This is a genomic window from Promicromonospora sp. NPDC060271, assembly GCF_042726755.1.
Taxonomy (GTDB): Bacteria; Actinomycetota; Actinomycetes; order Actinomycetales; family Cellulomonadaceae; genus Promicromonospora.
The window spans coordinates 14,641-32,661 of record NZ_JBHXBG010000048.1 but is presented as its reverse complement, the minus strand read 5'-3'; the positions used below and the strand labels follow the sequence as shown (position 1 = coordinate 32,661).

Below are 18,021 nucleotides of genomic sequence, written 5' to 3'. Positions count from 1 at the left end.
GGGTCGGCCGGGTCGGTGACCTCGACGCGTACGGCCGTCGGGATGTAGCTGCGCAGGAGCATGAAGGCGCGCGGGTCGGGGGTGGGCGTGGGTCAGCGGTTTGACGCGCGGCGGACGAACGCCGCCAGGTCCGCCGACTGGGCCAGCCGGGACTCCTGGTGGATGTACATCATGTGGCCCGCCGGGTACACCCGGGTCTCGATGCGGTCGCGGTACGACGCCGGGATGGCCATCTGGTCGAGGCTGTACTCGATGGCCTCGACCGGGACGCCGCCGTCGTACCGGCCCATGGCGATGTGCACCTGGAGGTGCGGGTTGATGATCATCGCCGTCGCCAGCTTGTCGGCGACGTCGACGGCCTGGCCCTCGAACTCCTTGTACGACCAGGGGTGCACCTGGCGGGACAGCACCTCGTAGATCGCGTCGTTCTCGTACTCGAGCTCGCCCCGCAGGTAGTGGTGCAGCGCCGCGGTGTACGGCCCCGACGTGGCGGACATGAACGGGTCGTACGGCATCTGCTCGTGGATGTAGTGGTCCGCCGGCCCGGTGAACCGGGTGTCCAGGCGGCCCGTGACCAGGCGGCGCGAGCGCAGCAGCTCCGCGTAGACGCGGGTGTGCTCGAGCCGCAGGTTGGCCCGGTCGACGTAGTCCTCGCTGAGCCCGGTCAGGGAGGCGATCTTCGTGACGGCGGCTGCGCGCTCGTCGTCGGGCACGCGGGCACCGCGGGCCAGGACCGAGGCGTACGTGTCCGCCCAGTCGCGTGCCTCGGCGACGACGTCGTCCATCGTGCGGTCCCCGAGCAGGCCGTGGTACTGCGCGGTCGCCGCGTAGAGCGGCAGGAACAGGGGGTGCGGCAGGTTGGAGTGCTCGCCGTCGAACAGGGCCTCCAGGTTCAGCGCAGGAGCCACCAGCATGACGCCGTTGAAGAACATCCCGAAGCGCTGCTGCAGGTACTCGGCCAGCGCCGCCCCGCGGGTACCGCCGTACGACTCGCCGATCAGGAACTTGGGGCTCATCCACCGGTCGTTGCGGCTCGTCCACAGGCGGATGATCTCGCCGACCGACTCGAGGTCGCCCGTGAACCCGTGGAACGGCTTGGCCTGCTCGCCCTCGGTCGCGCGCGAGTAGCCCGTCGAGACCGGGTCGATGAACACGAGGTCGGAGACGTGCAGCAGGGTCTCAAGGTTGTCGACCAGCCCGTACGGCGGGGCGGTCAGGTTGCCGACGTCGCCCGAGTCGACCCGGCGCGGGCCGAGCAGGCCCAGGTGCAGCCAGACCGACGACGAGCCGGGGCCGCCGTTGAACGCGAACGTCACGGGGCGGCGCGTCACGTCGGTGCCCTCGAGCGTGTAGTACGTGATCGAGACCTCGGCCTTTGGCTTGCGGCCGTCGTACTTCTCGTCCTTGTGGACCTCCTGGCGCAGCACCACCCGGCCGGTCGTCGCGGAGTAGTCCAGGTCGCCCTGCGGGGTGTGCAGCGTGTGCCGCGTGGTGACGAGGTCGTCGGTGGGTTCGGGCTTCTTCTGGGTGTCCGTCGTGCTGCCTGGCTGCGTGGTCTTCTCGTCATCCGTCACGCCGGGAACCTATCGCGCGGGACGGGCGGTCTCCACGCTTAATCCGGGGTCGCGAGCACGAGGGTGACCATGCAGCTGCTGCCAGGCAGGCCGCGATCTTGGCAGCAACTGCATGGTCATCCTTGTGCTTCCGCCGGAGGTCGGGCAAACTGGTTTGCAGGACAAACCGGTTTGAGAGGTGAGGTAGACATCATGGCGAGCGACCCGACGTCGGACAGACCTGAGGGCCAGGGAGAAGCGGCGGGCCTCGACCCCGCCGAGATGCTGCGGGTGATCCGGCAGCAGCAGGAGGCGGCACGGGACGCGACCGAACCCGACGGTCGCGTGCTGTTCGGCGCCTGGGGACTCGCGTGGCTGATCGGCTACCTGGCCATGTGGTCGACGGCCCGCGACACGGGCGTGCCGGCGGCCTGGGCCGGCTGGGTGCTCGCCGGGTGCATCGTCGGCGCGACGGGGCTCACCGTCGTGCACAGCGTCACCCGGACCTCCGGCACGCGCGGTGCGAGCGCCCGGGTCGGCGCGATGTACGGCTGGACCTGGTTCCTCGCGTTCATGGCCTTCGGCGTCCTGCTGGGCGCCATGGGTGACGCGGGCGCGTCGACCGAGGTCCAGGCGATCGCCGCGAACGGCTTCGCGTGCGTGATCGTCGGCATCCTGTACCTCGCGGGCGGCATGCTCTTCGAGGAGACCCGGATGTACGCCATCGGCGGCTGGATGCTGGTCACGGCGGTCCTCGCCGCGTTCGCCGGGATGCCGAGCACCTACCTCGTGATGGCCGTGGCGGGCGGTGGTGGGTTCCTGGCCATGGTCGTGGTGGAGCAGGTGATCCGCGCGCGTCGTCGATCACCCGGGACCGGAGAGCGGACGGAGGGCGGTGGGCGGGATGCCTGACGAGCTCGATCCCGTCATCCACGCCCCCGCCCGCCTGCGCGTGGTCGCCTCGCTCGCGGCCCTGGGCCGTGGGGACGAGGTCGCCTTCCCCAAGCTGCGGAAGCTGCTCGACATGACCGCCGGAAACCTGTCGACCCACCTGCGCAAGCTGGAGGACGCCGGGTACGTGCGGGTCACCAAGACCCACGAGGGCAGGATGCCCGCGACCTACCTGGCCCTCACCGATACCGGCCGCACCGCGTTCGCGGACTACCAGGCGGCGCTGATGGACCTTCTGAAGGGAGTGCAGGGATGAGCGCGGTAACTGTCAGCGCCGTAGAGGTCAGTGGTGTGACGCGGCGCTTCGGCGACGTCGTCGCCCTCGACGACGTGTCGCTGGAGGTGGGGCGCGGCGAGCTGGTGGGCATGCTCGGCCCGAACGGGGCCGGCAAGTCCACGCTGCTCTCGCTGGTCAGCGGCCAGCGGCGGCCCGACGCCGGAGCGGTGCGCCTGGGCGGCCGTGACCCGCGGGACGCCCGGGCGCGCACGGTGCTCGGCCTGACCCCGCAGGAGACGGGCCTGCCCGCGACGCTGCGGGTGCGCGAGGTCGTCGACTTCGTGGGCGGCCACTACCCCGACCCCGTGCCGACGGACGAGCTGCTGGAGCAGTTCGGGCTCGCCGACCTGGGCAAGCGCCAGACCGGTTCGCTGTCGGGCGGGCAGAAGCGGCGGCTCGCCGTCGCCATGTCCCTGGTGGGCCGCCCGAGCGTCGTGCTGCTCGACGAGCCGACCACCGGGCTCGACGTCTCCGGCCGCACCGCGCTGTGGGACGCGATCCGGGAGTACCACGCGGGGGGCGGGACGGTGCTGCTCACCTCGCACTACCTGGAGGAGGTGCAGGCGCTCGCCGAACGGGTCGTCGTCATCGACCACGGCAAGGTGCTGGCCGACGACTCCCTCGCGACGATCCTCTCCCGGGTCGGCGCCCGCCGCGTGCAGTTCACCGACGCCGCCGGGACGAGGCAGGAGCGCCTCGTCCCCGACTCGGACGTCTTCGTGCGCGAGCTCGTCACGTCCGGCGCGGAGTTCCGCGACCTGGAGATCCGGGGCGCGTCCCTGGAGGAGGCGTTCGGGCAGCTGGTCAACCACGAGAACACGGAAGGAGCGCTGCGATGAGCGCGACCACGCAGCACCAGCCCCAGGCCCGGACCCAGCCCTTCCTGAGGCTGTCCTGGCTGCACCTGAAGTACCAGTTCCTGGAGACCGTCCGGATCCCCATCGCGGTGCTCGGGAACGTGCTGTTCCCGTCGCTGTCCATGTTCTTCTTCGTCGTGCCGCAGACGGCGGTCGCGGGCAACCCCCTCTTCGCGACGACGGCGGTCGCGGGCCTCGGGCTGTTCGCCGTCTGCTCGGCCAGCCTGTTCACCTACGGGCTGGGCGTGGCCGAGGACCGGCAGCTCCCGTTCTACCCGTACCTGCGGTCGCTGCCCGCCGGGCCCGGTCCCCAGATGGTGGCGCGCGTGCTGAACGGCGGGATCTTCTCGCTGTTCGGCCTGCTGCCCCTGATCCTCATCGGCTGGCTGTTCACGGCCGCCACGGTGACACCGGGGCAGCTTCTCACCGGCATCGGGACCATCCTCGCCGTGTCCGTGCCGTTCGTGCTGCTCGGCATGGCGATCGGGTACGCGCTGTCGGCCAAGGCGGCGCTGCCCGTCGTGCAGATCATCCTGTTCCCGCTCGCCTTCGCGGGCGGGCTGTTCCTGCCGCCGCAGATGTTCCCCGGCTGGCTCGACGCGATCTCGATGGCCACGCCCACGCGGGCCGGCCGCGACCTGCTGGTGCAGGCCACGACGGGCGCGGAGGCCTATGCCCTGGCGGTCCCCGTCCTGGCCGGGTGGACGCTGCTGTTCGTGGTGCTCGCGATCGTCGCCTACCGCAACGACGAGGGCCGCCGCTTCCGCTGACCCAACCGTTGAGTGCGGACTATTTGCGGGTTCGGACCGTCCGAAGCCACAAATAGTCCGCACTCAACGATGGGTTCAGGTCGTGTGGCGGAGGCGGAGGGAGTTCAGGACCACCAGTACCGAGCTCGCCGCCATCGCGCCGCCCGCGATCATCGGGCTGAGCAGGCCCGCCGCCGCGAGCGGGATCGCCGCGACGTTGTACGCGAACGCCCAGAACAGGTTCTGCTTGATGACCCGCAGAGTCTTCCGGGACAGTCGTACGGCGCTCGCGGCGGCCCGCAGGTCGCCGCGGACCAGCGTGATGTCGCTCGCCTCGATCGCGACGTCGGTACCGGTGCCCATCGCGAGACCGAGGTCGGCCGTCGCGAGCGCGGCGGCGTCGTTCACGCCGTCGCCCACCATCGCCACCGTGTGGCCCTCGGCCTGGAGCCGGGCCACCACCGTGGCCTTGTCCGCGGGCAGCACGCGGGCCACGACGTCGGCGTCGGGGATGCCGACGGCGCGCGCCGCGACGAGGGCCGCACCCTCGGAGTCGCCGGTCAGCAGGTACGGTCGCAGGCCAAGCTCCTGGAGCTCGGCCACCGCCCGCGCCGACGTCGGCTTGGCCGGGTCGCGCAGCGCGATCACCCCGCGGGCGGCCCCGTTCCAGGCCACTGCCACAGCGGTGGCTCCGGCCTCCTCCTGCTGCCGGACGGCGGTACGCACCTCCTCCGGGACGGTCACCCCCTGCTCGACGAGCCAGGCGGGGCGGCCCACCAGGACGCGGCGGGTGTTCAGCGCCCCGCCGCGGGCCAGGCCGGAGTGCGCACGCCGGACGAGACCCTCGACGCCGCCGCCCGGGTGGGCGATGAAGCCCGTGACCTCGAGCGGCGTCCCGGTCTCCGGCTCGCCGGCGGAGCGTCCCGCTGCCGTGATCGCCCGCGCGATGGGGTGCTCGCTCAGGGACTCGACGGCGGCCGCGTGGCGCAGCACGTCCTGGGCGTCGGTGAGGTGGTTGGCGTCCGTGTCGACGAGCTCACCGACCGGGGATGCGGGTTCGACCGCCGCGGGCCGTCGTCCGGCGCCCCACACGTCGACCACCCGCATGCGGCCCTCGGTGACGGTGCCGGTCTTGTCGAGCACGACCGTGTCGACGCGGCGCGTGCTCTCCAGGATCTCCGGCCCGCGGATCAGCACGCCGAGCTGGGCGCCGCGGCCGGTGCCGACCAGGATCGCCGTCGGCGTGGCCAGCCCCAGGGCGCAGGGGCACGCGATGATCAGCACCGCGACGGCGGCGGTGAAGGCCGCCTCGACGTCGCCGGTCAGGGCCAGCCAGCCGGCCAGCGTCAGCACGGCCAGCACGAGCACGACCGGCACGAACACGGCGGAGATACGGTCAGCGAGGCGCGCGACGGGGGCCTTGCCCGTCTGCGCCCTGGCGACGAGCTGCCCGATCCGGGCGAGCATCGTGTCCTCGCCCACGCGCGTGGCGCGCACGAGCAGGTGTCCCGAGGTGCTCACCGTTCCGCCGACGACGTCGTCGCCGGGCGTCACGTCGACCGGCACCGGTTCGCCGGTGACCAGGGAGGTGTCGAGCGCTGAGGCGCCCTCGACCACCGTCCCGTCCGTCGCGACCGTCCCGCCGGGGCGGACCGCGAACACGTCCCCGACCCGCAGCGCCGCGACGGGCACCGCGGTGGTGCGCCAGCCGCCGTCGGCGAGGCGCAGGGGTGTGCCGTCCGGGCCGAGCGTGATGCGCTCCGCGTCCTTGGCGCCCAGGCTCAGCAGGGCGCGCAGGGCGTCACCGGCGCGGCGGCGGGACCGGTGCTCGGCATACCGCCCGGCCAGGAGGAACGTGGTGACCACCGCGCCGACCTCGAAGTACAGGCCGGAACCCGCACCGTCGCCCGCGGGCCGGAGCGTGTCGGCGACCAGCACCCACAGCGACCACAGGGTCGCCGCGAGCACGCCGATGGACACGAGCGTGTCCATGGTGGAGCTCGCGTGCCGGGCGGCCCGCACGGCCGCGGTGTGGAACGGCCAGGCACCCCACGCGACCACGGGCAGCGCCAGGGCGGCGACCGCCCACTCACTACCAGGGAACGACAGCGCCGGAACCATCGACAGCAGCAGCACCGGGACCGTCAGCGCCGCCGAGACGCGCAGCCGGTGGAGCAGGTCGTCGCCGCGGTACTCGGTGCCGACCGCTGGGGCCGCGTCCGGCTCGCCGCCGGCTCCGGCGCGCGGCTCGCCGCCGGCCGTCGCCTCCTCGGGCGTGCTCGACCCGTTCACCACCCGCCGCCGCGTCACCCGCGCGCCGTACCCCGCGGATTCGACGGCGTCGACCAGGTCCTGGTCCGTGACCGCCTCCGACAGCACGACGTGCGCCGACTCCAGGGGCAGGTTCACGGTGGCGGCGACCCCGTCGAGCCGGTTGAGCTTGCGCTCGACCCGGGCAACGCACGAGGCGCAGGTCATCCCGGACACGGCGAGCTCGACCTCGCCGACGAGATGCGGCGCTTCAGCGACAGTCACGGTTCTCCTGGGAATGGGGGGTGTCGGACGCGGTCGTCCTCGAGGTCTAGGTTGCTCCGTCTTGAATCGGTTCAGGACGGAGAAACCCAGGCCTCGAAAGGGGGTGACGGCCGGTCCGGCTTCGGAACGGTCAGGACGAGATGATCGGCAGCGACCGGTTCGCCTGGCGGGCCGGGGCCTGTGCCGCCGACTCGGCGGCCACCGCGTTCTCGAGCACCTCGACGTCGGTCACGTCGTAGCCCGCCTCGTCCACCGCGTCGCGCAGCGGCGCCTCGGCGAGGGGCAGCTTGGAGATCACGCGCACCAGCGAGGTGTCGCCGGCGTGCAGCTCGACGCTGACGTCCTGGACGTCCGGGACGCCCTTGAGCTCGTTGGTCACGGCGGACACGCAGTGCCCGCAGGTCATACCGGTCACGGCAAGCTTGGTCACAGTGGTCATGTCGTCTCCTCTGATGGCGGGCTGATGGGCGTTCACATGCGGACGAGGCGAGCGATCGCCTCGGCGGCTTCCTTGACCTTGGCGGCGCCGTCGTCGTCGGACGCCTTGGCCGCGTCCACCACGCAGTGCCCCAGATGATCCTCGACCAGAGCGAGGCTCACCGCCTGCAGGGCCTTCGTCACGGCACTCACCTGGGTGAGCACGTCGATGCAGTACACGTCCTCGTCGATCATGCGCGCGATGCCGCGCACCTGCCCCTCGATACGACGCATCCGCTTGAGGTACGCGGGCTTGTCGGACGCGTAGCCGTGCGGCTCGTCGTGCGAACCGACCGGGTCAGGGTGCGGGTCATGGTGGTCATGCTGCCGGTCGGCGACCACTGCCGCCTCGGTGGTCTCAGTCGCCTCGGTCATCTCTCAATCAGATACCCCGGCGGGGTAATCAGTCAAATGCCCAGGCCAGAGTCGCAGAAACGGGACTGACCCCGCAGGTAGATCGGCTATCTTTCGTCCTGGACACCCCAGGTTCTTGCACGAGAGGCACCCACAGGCATGGCCGCCCCGATGACCCGTCGCTTCATGCTCGCCGCGCTCGTCGCCGGGCCGCTCGCTCTCACGACGGCGAGCGCGGCGCCCGCGGCCGCTCCCGCGCGTGAGCCCGCGGGCCGCGCCGTCGTCCGGACGGCACGGGAGCAGCAACCGCTCCGGATCCACGTCGCGGGCGACTCGACCGCCGCGCAGAAGTACGCCGCCGCCGCCCCCGAGACCGGCTGGGGCATGGCGCTGCCCTGGTACGTCGCGGCCCGGACGGAGGTGCTCAACCACGCCATGAACGGGCGCAGCTCCCGGAGCTTCGTCGAGGAGGGGCGTCTCGCCCGCATCCTGGCCGACCTCCGTGCCGGCGACGTGCTGCTCGTCCAGTTCGGGCACAACGACGAGAAGTCCGACCCGCGGGTGCGCACCGACCCGTGGACCACCTACCAGTCGTTCCTGCGCCTCTACGTCGACGGCGCGCGGCAGCGGGGCGCCGTGCCGGTGCTGCTCACCCCTACGGAACGGTGGCGGTTCGACGACGACCGCAACGCCGTCGCGACCCACGGGCACTACCCGGACGCGATGCGCGCGCTCGCGGCGGCCGAGGGTGTTCCCCTGATCGACCTCACCGCGCAGACCATCGCGCGGTGGCAGCAGCTCGGGCCCGAGGGCAGTCGGCTCAACTTCCTGCACACCGCGGACGGCTTCGACGACAACACGCACTTCAACGCGACGGGCGCGGGCGTGGTCGGGCAGATGGTGGCACGAGGGCTGCTGGCCACCGGGATCCTCGCGGAGAACGCCCTGCGCCGTCTCGACGAGGCCGTCCCCGAGTCGTGGTTCACGTGGCCGGAGACGGTCCCCGCCGTGGCGTGACGGTCAGCGCGTCAGGTTGCCGATGACGATGGCGACGACGGCCACCGCTGCCCAGAGCACCAGGCCCCACCGCCACCAGAGGTTCAGCGTGAGCTTGTTCGGCGCGTCGAGGTGCATGGCCTCCTCGTCCGAGAGCGGCCGCGTCGCCCACCCGGCCTCGGTGGCTGTCGCCAGGCTGTACCTCAGGCCCCACGAGACCCGGAGCAGCCAGAACAGGTGGAAGTACGAGTACTGCAGCACCAGGGCTCGCCCCGCGTCGAGCGGCGCAGTCTTGCTCTTGCTGCCCCAGCCGAAGAAGACCATGTTTCGTTCCCTCATCTCGAACCCTGCGCACGGTGCGCAGGGCTCGCAGATTGTGACAGAACATGGCATAGCGGTCAGTGGGGAGGTCTCCCCACGGACAGCCGGCCGTCGTGCGGGGCCCCCGGGGTCAGGCGGCGGACGCCGCCGCCGCGCGGGCTGCCGCCGGGAGGGCGTCGAGGATGCGTGACACCGCCGCGTCGTCGTGCGCGGCGGAGACGAACCAGGCCTCGAAGACCGACGGCGGCAGGTTGACCCCGGACTCCAGCATCGAGTGGAAGAACGGCGTGTACCGGTAGGTCTCGGCGGCCTGGGCCTGCGCGTAGTCGCGTACGCCCGACGCCGCGGCCAGCGGGCCGAAGAACACCGAGAACAGGGAGCCGGCCCGCTGCACGCGGTGCTCGACGCCCGCGGCGGACAGCGCGTCGCCGACGGCGTCCGACAGCACCCGGGACACCTCGTTCACGTGGGCGTACACGGCGTCGTCGGCCAGCCGCAGGGTCGCCAGGCCGGAAGCGACCGCCACGGGGTTACCCGACAGCGTCCCCGCCTGGTACACGGGTCCCAGCGGCGCCAGGTGGTCCATGATCGACGCGGGCCCGCCCAGCGCGGCCACCGGCATGCCGCCGCCGACCACCTTGCCGAACGTGAACAGGTCGGGCGTGTAGCCGTCGCCCCCGGCGGCCCGGATGGCCTCGTTCTCGAGCCCCCACCAGCCGGACGGGCCCACGCGGAAGCCGGTGAGCACCTCGTCCATGACGAACAGCGCGCCGTGCGCCTCCGTGATCCGCCGCAGCCCCTCGTTGAACCCCTCGGCGGGCGGTACCACTCCCATGTTCGCGGGCGACGCCTCGGTGATGACGGCGGCGATCTCCGAGCCGCGCTGCGCGAACGCGGCCTCGACGGCCGCGAGGTCGTTGTAGGGCAGCACCAGGGTCTCGGCGGCGGTCGCCTCGGTGACGCCCGCCGAACCCGGCAGCGCGAGCGTCGCGACACCCGACCCCGCCTCGGCCAGCAGCGCGTCCATGTGCCCGTGGTAGCAGCCGGAGAACTTGACCACGAGCGGCCGGCCCGTGACCCCGCGCGCGAGGCGGATCGCCGTCATCGTCGCCTCCGTACCCGTCGAGACGAGGCGGACGCGCTCGGCGGCGGGCACCCGGCGCCGGACCTCCTCCGCGAGCTCGACCTCGGCGACCGTCGGGGCGCCGAACGACAGGCCACGTGCGGCCGCGTCCTGCACTGCGGCGACGACCTCGGGATGCGCGTGCCCCAGCAGCGCCGGACCCCACGAGCAGACGAGGTCCACGTACTCGCGCCCCGCGACGTCGGTGACGTACGGGCCGCTGGCCGAGGCGAGGAACCTCGGGTCGCCGCCCACGCTGCCGTAGGCGCGCACGGGCGAGTTCACGCCGCCCGGGATCGCACCCTGCGCACGCAGGAACGCCGCGTGGTTCGCCTCGGGCGCCCGGCGCAGGGCCTGGGTCTCGATCGCTTCGGTCACTTGATCCACTCCGCAATCTCCAGGGCCCAGTACGTGAGGATCACGTCGGCGCCCGCTCGCTTGATGCTCGTCACCGACTCCAGCACGGCCCGGTCCCGGTCGATCCAGCCGTTCGCGCCGGCCGCCTCGATCATCGCGTACTCGCCCGAGACCTGGTACGCCGCCACCGGCACGTCGCTCCGGTCGGCGACCGCGCGCAGCACGTCCAGGTACGACCCGGCCGGCTTCACCATGACGATGTCGGCGCCCTCGGCGAGATCCAGGTCGGCCTCGCGCAGCCCCTCGCGGGCGTTCGCGAAGTCCATCTGGTACGTCTTGCGGTCGCCCTTGAGCTCCGAGTCCACCGCCTCGCGGAACGGGCCGTAGAAGGCGCTCGCGTACTTGGCGCTGTAGGCCAGGATGCTGGTGTCGACGAAGTCGGCGTCGTCCAGGGCGTCGCGGATCGTCGCGACCTGGCCGTCCATCATGCCCGACGGCGAGATGACGTCCGCGCCCGCCTTCGCCTGCGCCACCGCCATGGAGGCGTAGCGGGCGAGCGTCGTGTCGTTGTCCACAGCCCCTGTGGACGTCAGGACGCCGCAGTGACCGTGGTCGGTGAACTCGTCCAGGCAGGTGTCCGCCATGAGGACAGGGGTGGCCGCACCCGCGGGGACCTCGTCCAGCACCTTGCGCGCCGCCCGCAGCGCCCGCTGCAGGATCCCGTCCTCGGCGTCGGCCTGCGAACCGGTCGCGTCCTTGACCGCCGGGATGCCGAACAGCATGACGCCGCCGAGTCCCGCGTCCCGTGCGGCTCGCACCGCGTCCACCAGGGACTCCTCGGTGTGCTGCACCTGTCCCGGCATGCTCGTCAGCGGCGCGGGCTCGGTCAGCCCCTCCTTGACGAAGAGCGGCAGCACCAGGTCGGCGGGGTGCAGCCGCGTCTCCGCGACCAGGCGGCGCATGCCGGGTGTGGCACGCAGGCGACGCGGTCGGTACACGATCCCGGTGGAGCTCACAATGTGTCCCTACTTTCCATTTCCGGCGAGGTCGAGTTGTCAGACGCTCAGGTCACCAGCGTGACCTGAGCGTCTGACAGGTCCATCAGGTTCTGACAAGTGCTTCGGCCACGGCGTCGGCCAGGGCCTCGTCCGTCGGCTCGGCGGCGGTCGCGAGCACCGTGTGCCCGACGGCGCCGGCCGCGCGGGCCGACGGCTCGCCGATCGCGACCACCCGCTGCGGGCCGAGCTGGGCCGCTACCTGCCGGGCCGCCGAACCCGAGGCGACCACGACGACGTCGTACGGCCGGCGCAGGTCCGGGGGCAGCTCGCGCGTGACCGTCCGGTAGGCCGTCACGACGTCGACCGCCCAGCCCTTGGCGACGAGGCCCGTGCGCAGGGTGTCGGAAGCGAGGTCGCCGAGCGGGAGCAGCACACGGGGGGTGCGGTCGCCGGTGCGCGGCGTGCCCCCCGCGGTCGCGGCGGGGAACACCGCCGCGAGCCCGGCTCCGGTCGCGACGTCGGGGACCAGGTCGACGGCCAGCCCGTGGGCGGCCAGCGCCTGCCGCGTGGCCGGCCCGACGGCGGCCCACCGGACGGGGCCCGCCAAAGCCCGGCCGGCCTCGGACCGCGTGTCGGCCGGAAAGCCTGCGGACGGCGTGTCGCCCGGGGAGGAGCTAGTGGCTGCGGAGTCGGTTGCTCTGAGTAGACGTTGTCTACTCTCCGCAACGGACCCCGCCGACATGGTGTCGCCCCCTGCCCCCTCGGCGTCGCCCGTCGCGGGGCCGAGCAGCGCGTCCACCGCGTTCACGCTCGTGACGGCGACCCAGTCGTACGTGCCCCGCGCGAGGCGCTCGCGGGCGGCAGCGAGCTCCGCCAGGTCTTCGACGGGTGCCCGCTCGATGACGGGGGCCGCCGTCGCGTCGAGCCCTCGCTCGCGCAGCAGCGCGAGCAGCCCGGCGGCCCGCCCAGGGGCGCGCGCGACGAGCACCGTGGGATGTCCGGCGGAGTCGGCCGGCTCGACGGGGAAGACCGCCTCGGTCACGCCTTCTCCGGGACGGTCGCGCTCAGCGGTGCGAGCCGCTCCGCGCCGTCGGCCAGCAGGTGCTCGGCCACGGAGACGCCCAGCGCGCGGGCGGCGGTGTCCAGGTCCTCGGGGGCGACGTCCTGGGAGAGCTGCGTCTCCCCGCTGCGGGACATCTGCTCGGTACCGTCGACGGCCGCGACCACGGACCGCAGCCGGAGCGCGGACCCGGCCACGGTCGCGTAGGCCCCGACGGGCGCGGCGCAGCCGGCCTCCAGCCGCGCCAGCACCGAACGCTCGGCGAGCACGGCCAGGCGGGTCGGGCGGTGGTCGAGCAGGTGGATCGCGTCGGCGAGGCCCTGTCCCGCCGCGTCGGCGGGGGACACGAGGTCGGCCGTGCGGACCTCGACGGCGAGCGCGCCCTGGCCGGGTGCCGGGGCCACGACGTCGACGTCGAGCACCTCGCTGATCACCTCGGTGCGGCCCAGCCGGGCCAGGCCCGCGTAGGCGAGGACGACGGCGTCGAGGTCGGCGTCGGGGCCGAGCGCGCGGCCCAGGCGGGTGCCGACGTTGCCGCGGATGTCGACGACCTCCAGGTCCGGCCGGGCGGCGCGGATCTGGGCCGCCCGGCGGGGCGAGCCGGTGCCCACGCGTGCCCTGCGGGGGAGCGTCGCGAGGGTGAGCCCGTCGCGCGCGCACAGGGCGTCGCGCGGGTCGGCCCGCTCGGGCGTCACGTAGGTGAGGTCGGGCGCCGGGGTGGTCGGCAGGTCCTTGAGGGAGTGGACGGCGACGTCGCAGCGGCCGTCGAGCAGCGCCTCCCGCAGGGCCGTGACGAAGACCCCGGTGCCGCCGAGGCTGGCCAGGCTGCCGGTCTTCACGTCGCCCTCGGTCCGGATGTGCACCAGCTCGACCGGCCGGCCGGTCAGCTCCTCCAGGCGCCTGGCCACCAGACCGCTCTGCGTGGTGGCGAGGGCGCTTGCGCGCGTACCGAGACGGATCGGCGCGGCGTCTCCCGGGACGCTTCCTGGTGTGCTGACGGCGAGGGGGGTCGGGGTCACTATCCCAGTCTCCACCCGAACCCCCGCCTGGAGGAAACCCGGCGGCGTATCTCACAGCCTTGCTGGCGGACTGTCAGAACGTTCTGTCAGAACGCGCCGTTCCGAGCCGTTCCGGGCTCGCCGAGCCGCTCGGCGGTGCGCCGCGCATGCCCGACGATCGCCGCCAGACCCGTGCCCGCGATCCAGCCGCCCGTCGCGTCGAGGCCGGGCTCGGCCAGCACCGCGTGCTCGAACTCCTTGACCGCGGCCCGGTAAGCAGGCGTCGGCGGGGGGAGCGCGCCGTCCCAGCGCTGGTGGAGACTGTCCAGGACCCGGCCGGTCAGGTCGACGCCGAGCAGCGCCGACGCGTCCCGGGCGGCCTCCTCGGCGGTGGGTTCCGGCGTCGGCTCGCCGATGCGGCCGTAGCTGAGCCGCACCACGTGCCGACCCGGCCCGACGGCGTCCTGCACCCGCCGGGCCAGCCACGGCCACTTCGCCGTCGCGTGGGTCAGGGCCTTGGCACGGACGGTGCCCGGCGCGGTGCCGGGCGCCACGAGCATCCCGGAGCCGCGCGGGGCGGCGTCCAGCTCCGGCGCCGCCAGCAGGAGCGTGACCAGGCGGATGTCGGCGCCGCGCTCGGGAGCGGGCGGCAGGGCGAGCCCGCCGGGCGCGGGCGATGGGCCGAGCTCGGGACGGGTCGCGAGCACCAGCCGCGGCGCGCGTAGCACCTGGCCGTTCTCGGTGCGGACCAGCCAGTCGGCGTCGGTGTGCCGGGTACTTGCCGGATCGGTGCCGCCCGCTACCCCACCGTCCGCCCGCTCCACGCCGACCACCCGCGCCCCCAACCGCACGTCCAGGCGCTCCACCAGCGCATCCACCAGCGCGTGGACACCGCCGTCGATCCCGCGCACAGCCGAACCCGGGGGCGCGGCGGCCCGCAGCGACGCCACCGCCCGCGAGAGGGACCCCGTCCGGGCGTACGCGTCCAGCAGCCCGGGGGCGACGGCGGCGACGTCGAGCCGGTCGAGCGGCGCCGAGTGCACCCCGGCCGCCACCGGCGTGACGAGCCGGTCCGCGACCCGGGACCCGAGCCGCGACCGCGCGAATGTCCCGAGGTCGGTCGTGTCCACGAACCGGGCGGGCAGCACCCGGTCCAGCGTCCCGCGCAGCACGCCCGGCCAGCCGATCGCGCGTCGCACGTCCGCCGCCCACGGCCGCGAGGGGATCCCGAGCACCCCGGCGGCGGGTAGCGGGAACGCCCGCCCGGCGGCGTAGCCCCAGGCGGTGAGCCCGGCGGGTGCCTCGACGGCCAGACCCAGCTCCTCCGCCAGCTCCTCGACGACCCCGCCCCGCACCGCGAACGACTCGGCGCCGAGGTCCAGCGGGACGTCCGGCAGCGCGGCAAAGGCCCCGCCCCGGATCGGCCCGCCGGCCTGGTCGGCCGTCTCCAGCACGACGACGCGCAGCCCGCGCGCGGCGAGCGTGTGCGCGGCGACGAGCCCGCCGATCCCGGCCCCGACGACAACGGCGTCGGCCATCTCGGCCTGCCCGCTCACCGGCCTCAGCCGCTCGCCCGGGCCGCCTGCGTCGGCCACCTCGGCCTGCCCGCTCATCGAACCAGGCCGTCCGCCCGGCCGGTCGGCGTCGACCATGCACTTACTGCCACGCGGGGGCTGATCCTGGCAGCAAGTGCATGGTCATCGACCGACGCGATCGTTGCCCCAGCCGCCTCGGTCACAGCGAATGAACCAGCTCGACCACGCGGGTCAGCACCGTCGGGTCCGTCTCGGGCGGCACGCCGTGACCGAGGTTGACCACGTGCCCCGGCGCCGCCGTCCCGCGGGCGACCACGTCGCGCACGTGCGCCTCCAGCACGTCCCAGGGCGCGGCCAGCAGGGCGGGGTCGATGTTGCCCTGCAGGGGAACGCCGGGCAGCAGGGCGGCGGCCTCGTCGAGCGGCGTGCGGTAGTCGACGCCCACCGCGTGGTCCACCAGACCCGCGGCGACCAGCACGTCGCGCATGGCGGGCAGCAGGTGCCCGGTGCCGGTGCCGAAGTGGATGGCGGGCACGCCGGCGTCCGCCACGTAGGCGAGCGCACGCGCCGACGACGGCGCGACGCGTGACGTGTAGTCCGCGAGCGACAGCGAGCCGGCCCAGGAGTCGAAGAGCTGCACGGCGCTCGCGCCCGCCTCGACCTGCGCCCGGAGGAACGCCCCGGTGAGGTCGGCGGTCCACGTCACGAGCGCGTCCCACGTCGCGGGGTCGGCGTGCATCAGGGTGCGTGCGGCCAGGTGGTCACGCGACGGCCGGCCCTCCACCAGGTACGCGGCCAGCGTGAACGGCGCCCCACCGAAACCGAGGAGCGGCGTGGCGCCCAGCTCCTCGACGGTCAGCGCGACGGCCTCCCGGATCGGGTCGAGGGCGGCCTCGTCGAGTGTGCGGGAGGTGAGGCGGGCGACGTCGTCCGCCGTGCGGTAGGGCTGGTCCATGACGGGGCCGACCCCCGCCTTGATGTCCACGCCGACCCCGGCGAGCTTGAGCGGCACCACGATGTCCGAGAAGAAGACGGCGGCGTCCACCCCGTGCCGTCGGACGGGCTGCAGCGTGATCTCCGACGCGAGCTCCGGCCGCAGGCACGACTCGAGCATGCCCGTGCCCTTGCGCACCTCGCGGTACTCGGGCAGGGACCGGCCGGCCTGGCGCATGAACCAGACGGGCGTGCGGCCAGGACGATCACCTCGGAGGGCCTGCACCAGAGGTGCGGCAGAGGTCCGCCCGTCGGCGAGCGGATGAGCAGGGGCGATCGTGGTGGACTTCACGCTTACCGATTCTGCCCTGCCGCGCCGGGGTGCATAAAGTTGGAGCACTGTGGTTCTCCTCTCCCTCACCGCCAGCCACCGCGAGCTCGACCTCGACGCGCTGGAACGCCTGTCCACGGGTTCGTCGTCAGTGGGTCGTGTCGTCGTGGGTTCGTGCGGGCCCGTCGCGGGCGCCGTGGTCATCTCGACGTGCAACCGCTTCGAGCTCTACCTCGACGTCGACGCGCCGCTCAGCGGCGACAGCGTGCGGCACGCGACGCGCCATGTGGCCGAGCTCGTCGCCCACGCGTCCGGCGTCACCGGCGACGTTGCCGCGCGCAGCTTCACCGTCCGCACCGGGCCAGAGGTCACCGAGCACCTGTTCGCGGTGGCGTCCGGGCTGGACGCGATGGTCGTCGGCGAGCGGGAGATCGCCGGCCAGGTGAAGCGTGCGCTCGCGGAGGCCCGTGAGCAGGAGACCACCTCCAAGACCCTCGAGCTGCTCTTCCAGACGGCGTCCCGCACCTCCAAGAGGGTGGGCACCGACACCGAGCTGGGTGCGGCAGGCCGGTCCGTCGTCGCGCTCGCGCTCGATCTCGCCGAACGTGAGCTGCCGCCGTGGGACGGCACGCGCGCCGTGCTGATCGGCACCGGCTCGTACGCGGGCGCGTCCGTCGCCGCCCTCCGGGCACGCGGCTGCGACGACATCCGCGTCTACTCGCAGTCGGGCCGCGCCGAGGCCTTCGCCGAGTCGCACGGCGTGCAGCCGGTGGACTCGCTCGTCGAGGCGCTCGCCGACGCCGACCTCGTGGTGAGCTGCAGCGGCGCGCGCGGACGCGCGCTGGCCGCACGGGGCGGGACGGCACCCGCCGGCTCGGCGGTCGAGACCGCCGCCTCGGTGGTCGAGCCTGGCGAGGCCCCCGCCCACCCCCCTGCCGGGACCCGCCTCACGGGCCTGGTCGGAGAACGTGGGCCGGAGGCGAGCCTCGGTCACGTCCTGGATGCCGCCGCGCTGGTCCGCGCGCGCGAGCGTGCGGCGGACCGCGCCGGCGACGAGCCGGAGCCCCGGCCGCTCGTCATCCTGGACCTCGCGCTGCACCGTGACGTCGACCCGAGCGTGGCCGACGTCGAGGGTGTCCTGCTCTTCGACCTCGCCACCCTCAAGGCGCACGCGCCCGCCGTGGCGCACGACGTCGTCGCGCAGGCGCAGCGGATAGTGGACACGGCCGCCCGGCGCTTCGAGGAGACCCGCCTGGGCAGGGAGGCCGACGCCGCGGTGATCGCCCTCCTGGACGAGGCGGAGGTCCGGGTGGTCGCCGAGATCGCCGACTCCGTCGCCCGGCTCACCGCCGAGCTCGCCGCACACGGGGAGCCAGGCCCGGACGAGGCCGACGTCGACGTCATCGCCCGCGAGGTGCGCAAGCGCGTGCACGCCGAGCTGCACGACAAGATCGTCGACGTCCGGGCGAAGGCGACCGCCGAGGCGCGGGCCGCCGAGGCAGCTCTGGTCGAGGGAGCGGAGGCGCTGACGATGGAAGCGTCCGCCCACCGAGACGCCGATCCCTCCCGCCGCCGATAACGCTTCCCGCGATAACCGGCGGAACAAGCGGGACGGA

General features: G+C 73.6%; 17 protein-coding genes and 1 pseudogene. 6 read left to right on the top strand and 12 right to left on the bottom strand.

The features are described from left to right. A pseudogene (locus tag ACFWE2_RS10030) lies at positions 1 to 71 on the bottom strand (DUF3093 family protein); the annotation flags it as partial. Positions 72 to 92: 21 nt separating this feature from the next. Continuing rightward, positions 93 to 1,574 (bottom strand): S10 family peptidase, encoded by a 1,482-nt coding sequence (locus tag ACFWE2_RS10025; RefSeq protein ID WP_377224071.1) that lies wholly within the window; start codon positions 1,572 to 1,574, stop codon positions 93 to 95. 192 nt (positions 1,575 to 1,766) lie between these two features. Here ACFWE2_RS10025 and ACFWE2_RS10020 point away from each other — a divergent pair, with 192 nt between their 5' ends. Genes ACFWE2_RS10020 through ACFWE2_RS10005 form a run of 4 tightly spaced genes read left to right on the top strand, consistent with a single transcriptional unit; the run spans position 1,767 to position 4,408 of the window. After that, positions 1,767 to 2,465 (top strand): hypothetical protein, encoded by a 699-nt coding sequence (locus ACFWE2_RS10020; protein ID WP_377224070.1) that lies wholly within the window; start codon positions 1,767 to 1,769, stop codon positions 2,463 to 2,465. After that, positions 2,458 to 2,760 (top strand): transcriptional regulator, encoded by a 303-nt coding sequence (locus tag ACFWE2_RS10015; RefSeq protein ID WP_377224069.1) that lies wholly within the window; start codon positions 2,458 to 2,460, stop codon positions 2,758 to 2,760. The genes ACFWE2_RS10020 and ACFWE2_RS10015 overlap by 8 nt, the downstream gene beginning before the upstream one ends. After that, positions 2,757 to 3,620 (top strand): ABC transporter ATP-binding protein, encoded by an 864-nt coding sequence (locus ACFWE2_RS10010; protein WP_377224068.1) that lies wholly within the window; start codon positions 2,757 to 2,759, stop codon positions 3,618 to 3,620. The genes ACFWE2_RS10015 and ACFWE2_RS10010 overlap by 4 nt, the downstream gene beginning before the upstream one ends. Continuing rightward, entirely contained in the window at positions 3,617 to 4,408 is a 792-nt protein-coding gene (locus tag ACFWE2_RS10005; RefSeq protein WP_377224067.1) for an ABC transporter permease, read from the top strand. The genes ACFWE2_RS10010 and ACFWE2_RS10005 overlap by 4 nt, the downstream gene beginning before the upstream one ends. 75 nt (positions 4,409 to 4,483) lie before the next feature. Here the strand turns inward: ACFWE2_RS10005 and ACFWE2_RS10000 are convergent, their stop codons facing one another. From ACFWE2_RS10000 to ACFWE2_RS09990, 3 genes are all read right to left on the bottom strand, one after another. Further along, on the bottom strand, positions 4,484 to 6,922 hold the full coding sequence (locus ACFWE2_RS10000) for a heavy metal translocating P-type ATPase (RefSeq protein WP_377224066.1): 2,439 nt from the start codon (positions 6,920 to 6,922) through the stop codon (positions 4,484 to 4,486). A gap of 130 nt (positions 6,923 to 7,052) precedes the next feature. Next, on the bottom strand, positions 7,053 to 7,361 hold the full coding sequence (locus ACFWE2_RS09995; RefSeq protein ID WP_116673181.1) for a cation transporter: 309 nt from the start codon (positions 7,359 to 7,361) through the stop codon (positions 7,053 to 7,055). A 32-nt stretch (positions 7,362 to 7,393) separates the two neighbouring features. Next, on the bottom strand, positions 7,394 to 7,774 hold the full coding sequence (locus ACFWE2_RS09990; RefSeq protein ID WP_377224065.1) for a metal-sensitive transcriptional regulator: 381 nt from the start codon (positions 7,772 to 7,774) through the stop codon (positions 7,394 to 7,396). Between the two features lie 150 nt (positions 7,775 to 7,924). Here ACFWE2_RS09990 and ACFWE2_RS09985 point away from each other — a divergent pair, with 150 nt between their 5' ends. Continuing rightward, complete coding sequence (locus ACFWE2_RS09985) at positions 7,925 to 8,770, top strand: rhamnogalacturonan acetylesterase (protein WP_377224064.1); 846 nt, start codon at positions 7,925 to 7,927, stop codon at positions 8,768 to 8,770. A gap of 3 nt (positions 8,771 to 8,773) precedes the next feature. On the opposite strand, the gene ACFWE2_RS09980 is transcribed toward ACFWE2_RS09985, so the two are convergent. The 7 genes from ACFWE2_RS09980 to hemE form a co-directional block, all read right to left on the bottom strand. After that, positions 8,774 to 9,088 (bottom strand): hypothetical protein, encoded by a 315-nt coding sequence (locus ACFWE2_RS09980; RefSeq protein WP_377224063.1) that lies wholly within the window; start codon positions 9,086 to 9,088, stop codon positions 8,774 to 8,776. 112 nt (positions 9,089 to 9,200) lie between these two features. After that, complete coding sequence (gene hemL, locus ACFWE2_RS09975; RefSeq protein WP_377224062.1) at positions 9,201 to 10,571, bottom strand: glutamate-1-semialdehyde 2,1-aminomutase; 1,371 nt, start codon at positions 10,569 to 10,571, stop codon at positions 9,201 to 9,203. Beyond that, complete coding sequence (hemB, locus tag ACFWE2_RS09970) at positions 10,568 to 11,512, bottom strand: porphobilinogen synthase (protein ID WP_377224072.1); 945 nt, start codon at positions 11,510 to 11,512, stop codon at positions 10,568 to 10,570. The genes hemL and hemB overlap by 4 nt, the downstream gene beginning before the upstream one ends. 139 nt (positions 11,513 to 11,651) lie before the next feature. Beyond that, positions 11,652 to 12,590, bottom strand: coding sequence for a uroporphyrinogen-III synthase (locus ACFWE2_RS09965; protein WP_377224061.1), 939 nt, complete (start codon positions 12,588 to 12,590; stop codon positions 11,652 to 11,654). After that, positions 12,587 to 13,627 (bottom strand): hydroxymethylbilane synthase, encoded by a 1,041-nt coding sequence (hemC, locus tag ACFWE2_RS09960; protein ID WP_377224060.1) that lies wholly within the window; start codon positions 13,625 to 13,627, stop codon positions 12,587 to 12,589. Before hemC ends, ACFWE2_RS09965 begins: the two co-directional genes overlap by 4 nt. Before the next feature lie 86 nt (positions 13,628 to 13,713). After that, positions 13,714 to 15,258: a protoporphyrinogen/coproporphyrinogen oxidase gene (locus ACFWE2_RS09955; RefSeq protein ID WP_377224059.1), complete on the bottom strand. Its 1,545-nt coding sequence runs from the start codon at positions 15,256 to 15,258 to the stop codon at positions 13,714 to 13,716. An 82-nt stretch (positions 15,259 to 15,340) separates the two neighbouring features. After that, complete coding sequence (gene hemE, locus ACFWE2_RS09950; RefSeq protein ID WP_377224058.1) at positions 15,341 to 16,426, bottom strand: uroporphyrinogen decarboxylase; 1,086 nt, start codon at positions 16,424 to 16,426, stop codon at positions 15,341 to 15,343. Positions 16,427 to 16,475: 49 nt separating this feature from the next. Here hemE and ACFWE2_RS09945 point away from each other — a divergent pair, with 49 nt between their 5' ends. Next, entirely contained in the window at positions 16,476 to 17,984 is a 1,509-nt protein-coding gene (locus ACFWE2_RS09945; RefSeq protein WP_377224057.1) for a glutamyl-tRNA reductase, read from the top strand. The last annotated feature ends 37 nt before the right edge of the window (positions 17,985 to 18,021 follow it).

Coding starts and splice junctions, on each gene's coding strand:
- ACFWE2_RS09995 (WP_116673181.1), bottom strand. CDS start 7,361: ATGACCACTGTGACCAAGCTTGCCGTGACCGGTATGACCTGCGGGCAC.
- ACFWE2_RS09990 (WP_377224065.1), bottom strand. CDS start 7,774: ATGACCGAGGCGACTGAGACCACCGAGGCGGCAGTGGTCGCCGACCGG.
- ACFWE2_RS10020 (WP_377224070.1), top strand. CDS start 1,767: ATGGCGAGCGACCCGACGTCGGACAGACCTGAGGGCCAGGGAGAAGCG.
- ACFWE2_RS09955 (WP_377224059.1), bottom strand. CDS start 15,258: ATGGTCGACGCCGACCGGCCGGGCGGACGGCCTGGTTCGATGAGCGGG.
- ACFWE2_RS10005 (WP_377224067.1), top strand. CDS start 3,617: ATGAGCGCGACCACGCAGCACCAGCCCCAGGCCCGGACCCAGCCCTTC.
- ACFWE2_RS09985 (WP_377224064.1), top strand. CDS start 7,925: ATGACCCGTCGCTTCATGCTCGCCGCGCTCGTCGCCGGGCCGCTCGCT.
- ACFWE2_RS09980 (WP_377224063.1), bottom strand. CDS start 9,088: ATGAGGGAACGAAACATGGTCTTCTTCGGCTGGGGCAGCAAGAGCAAG.
- hemB (WP_377224072.1), bottom strand. CDS start 11,512: ATGCGCCGCCTGGTCGCGGAGACGCGGCTGCACCCCGCCGACCTGGTG.
- ACFWE2_RS10015 (WP_377224069.1), top strand. CDS start 2,458: ATGCCTGACGAGCTCGATCCCGTCATCCACGCCCCCGCCCGCCTGCGC.
- ACFWE2_RS10010 (WP_377224068.1), top strand. CDS start 2,757: ATGAGCGCGGTAACTGTCAGCGCCGTAGAGGTCAGTGGTGTGACGCGG.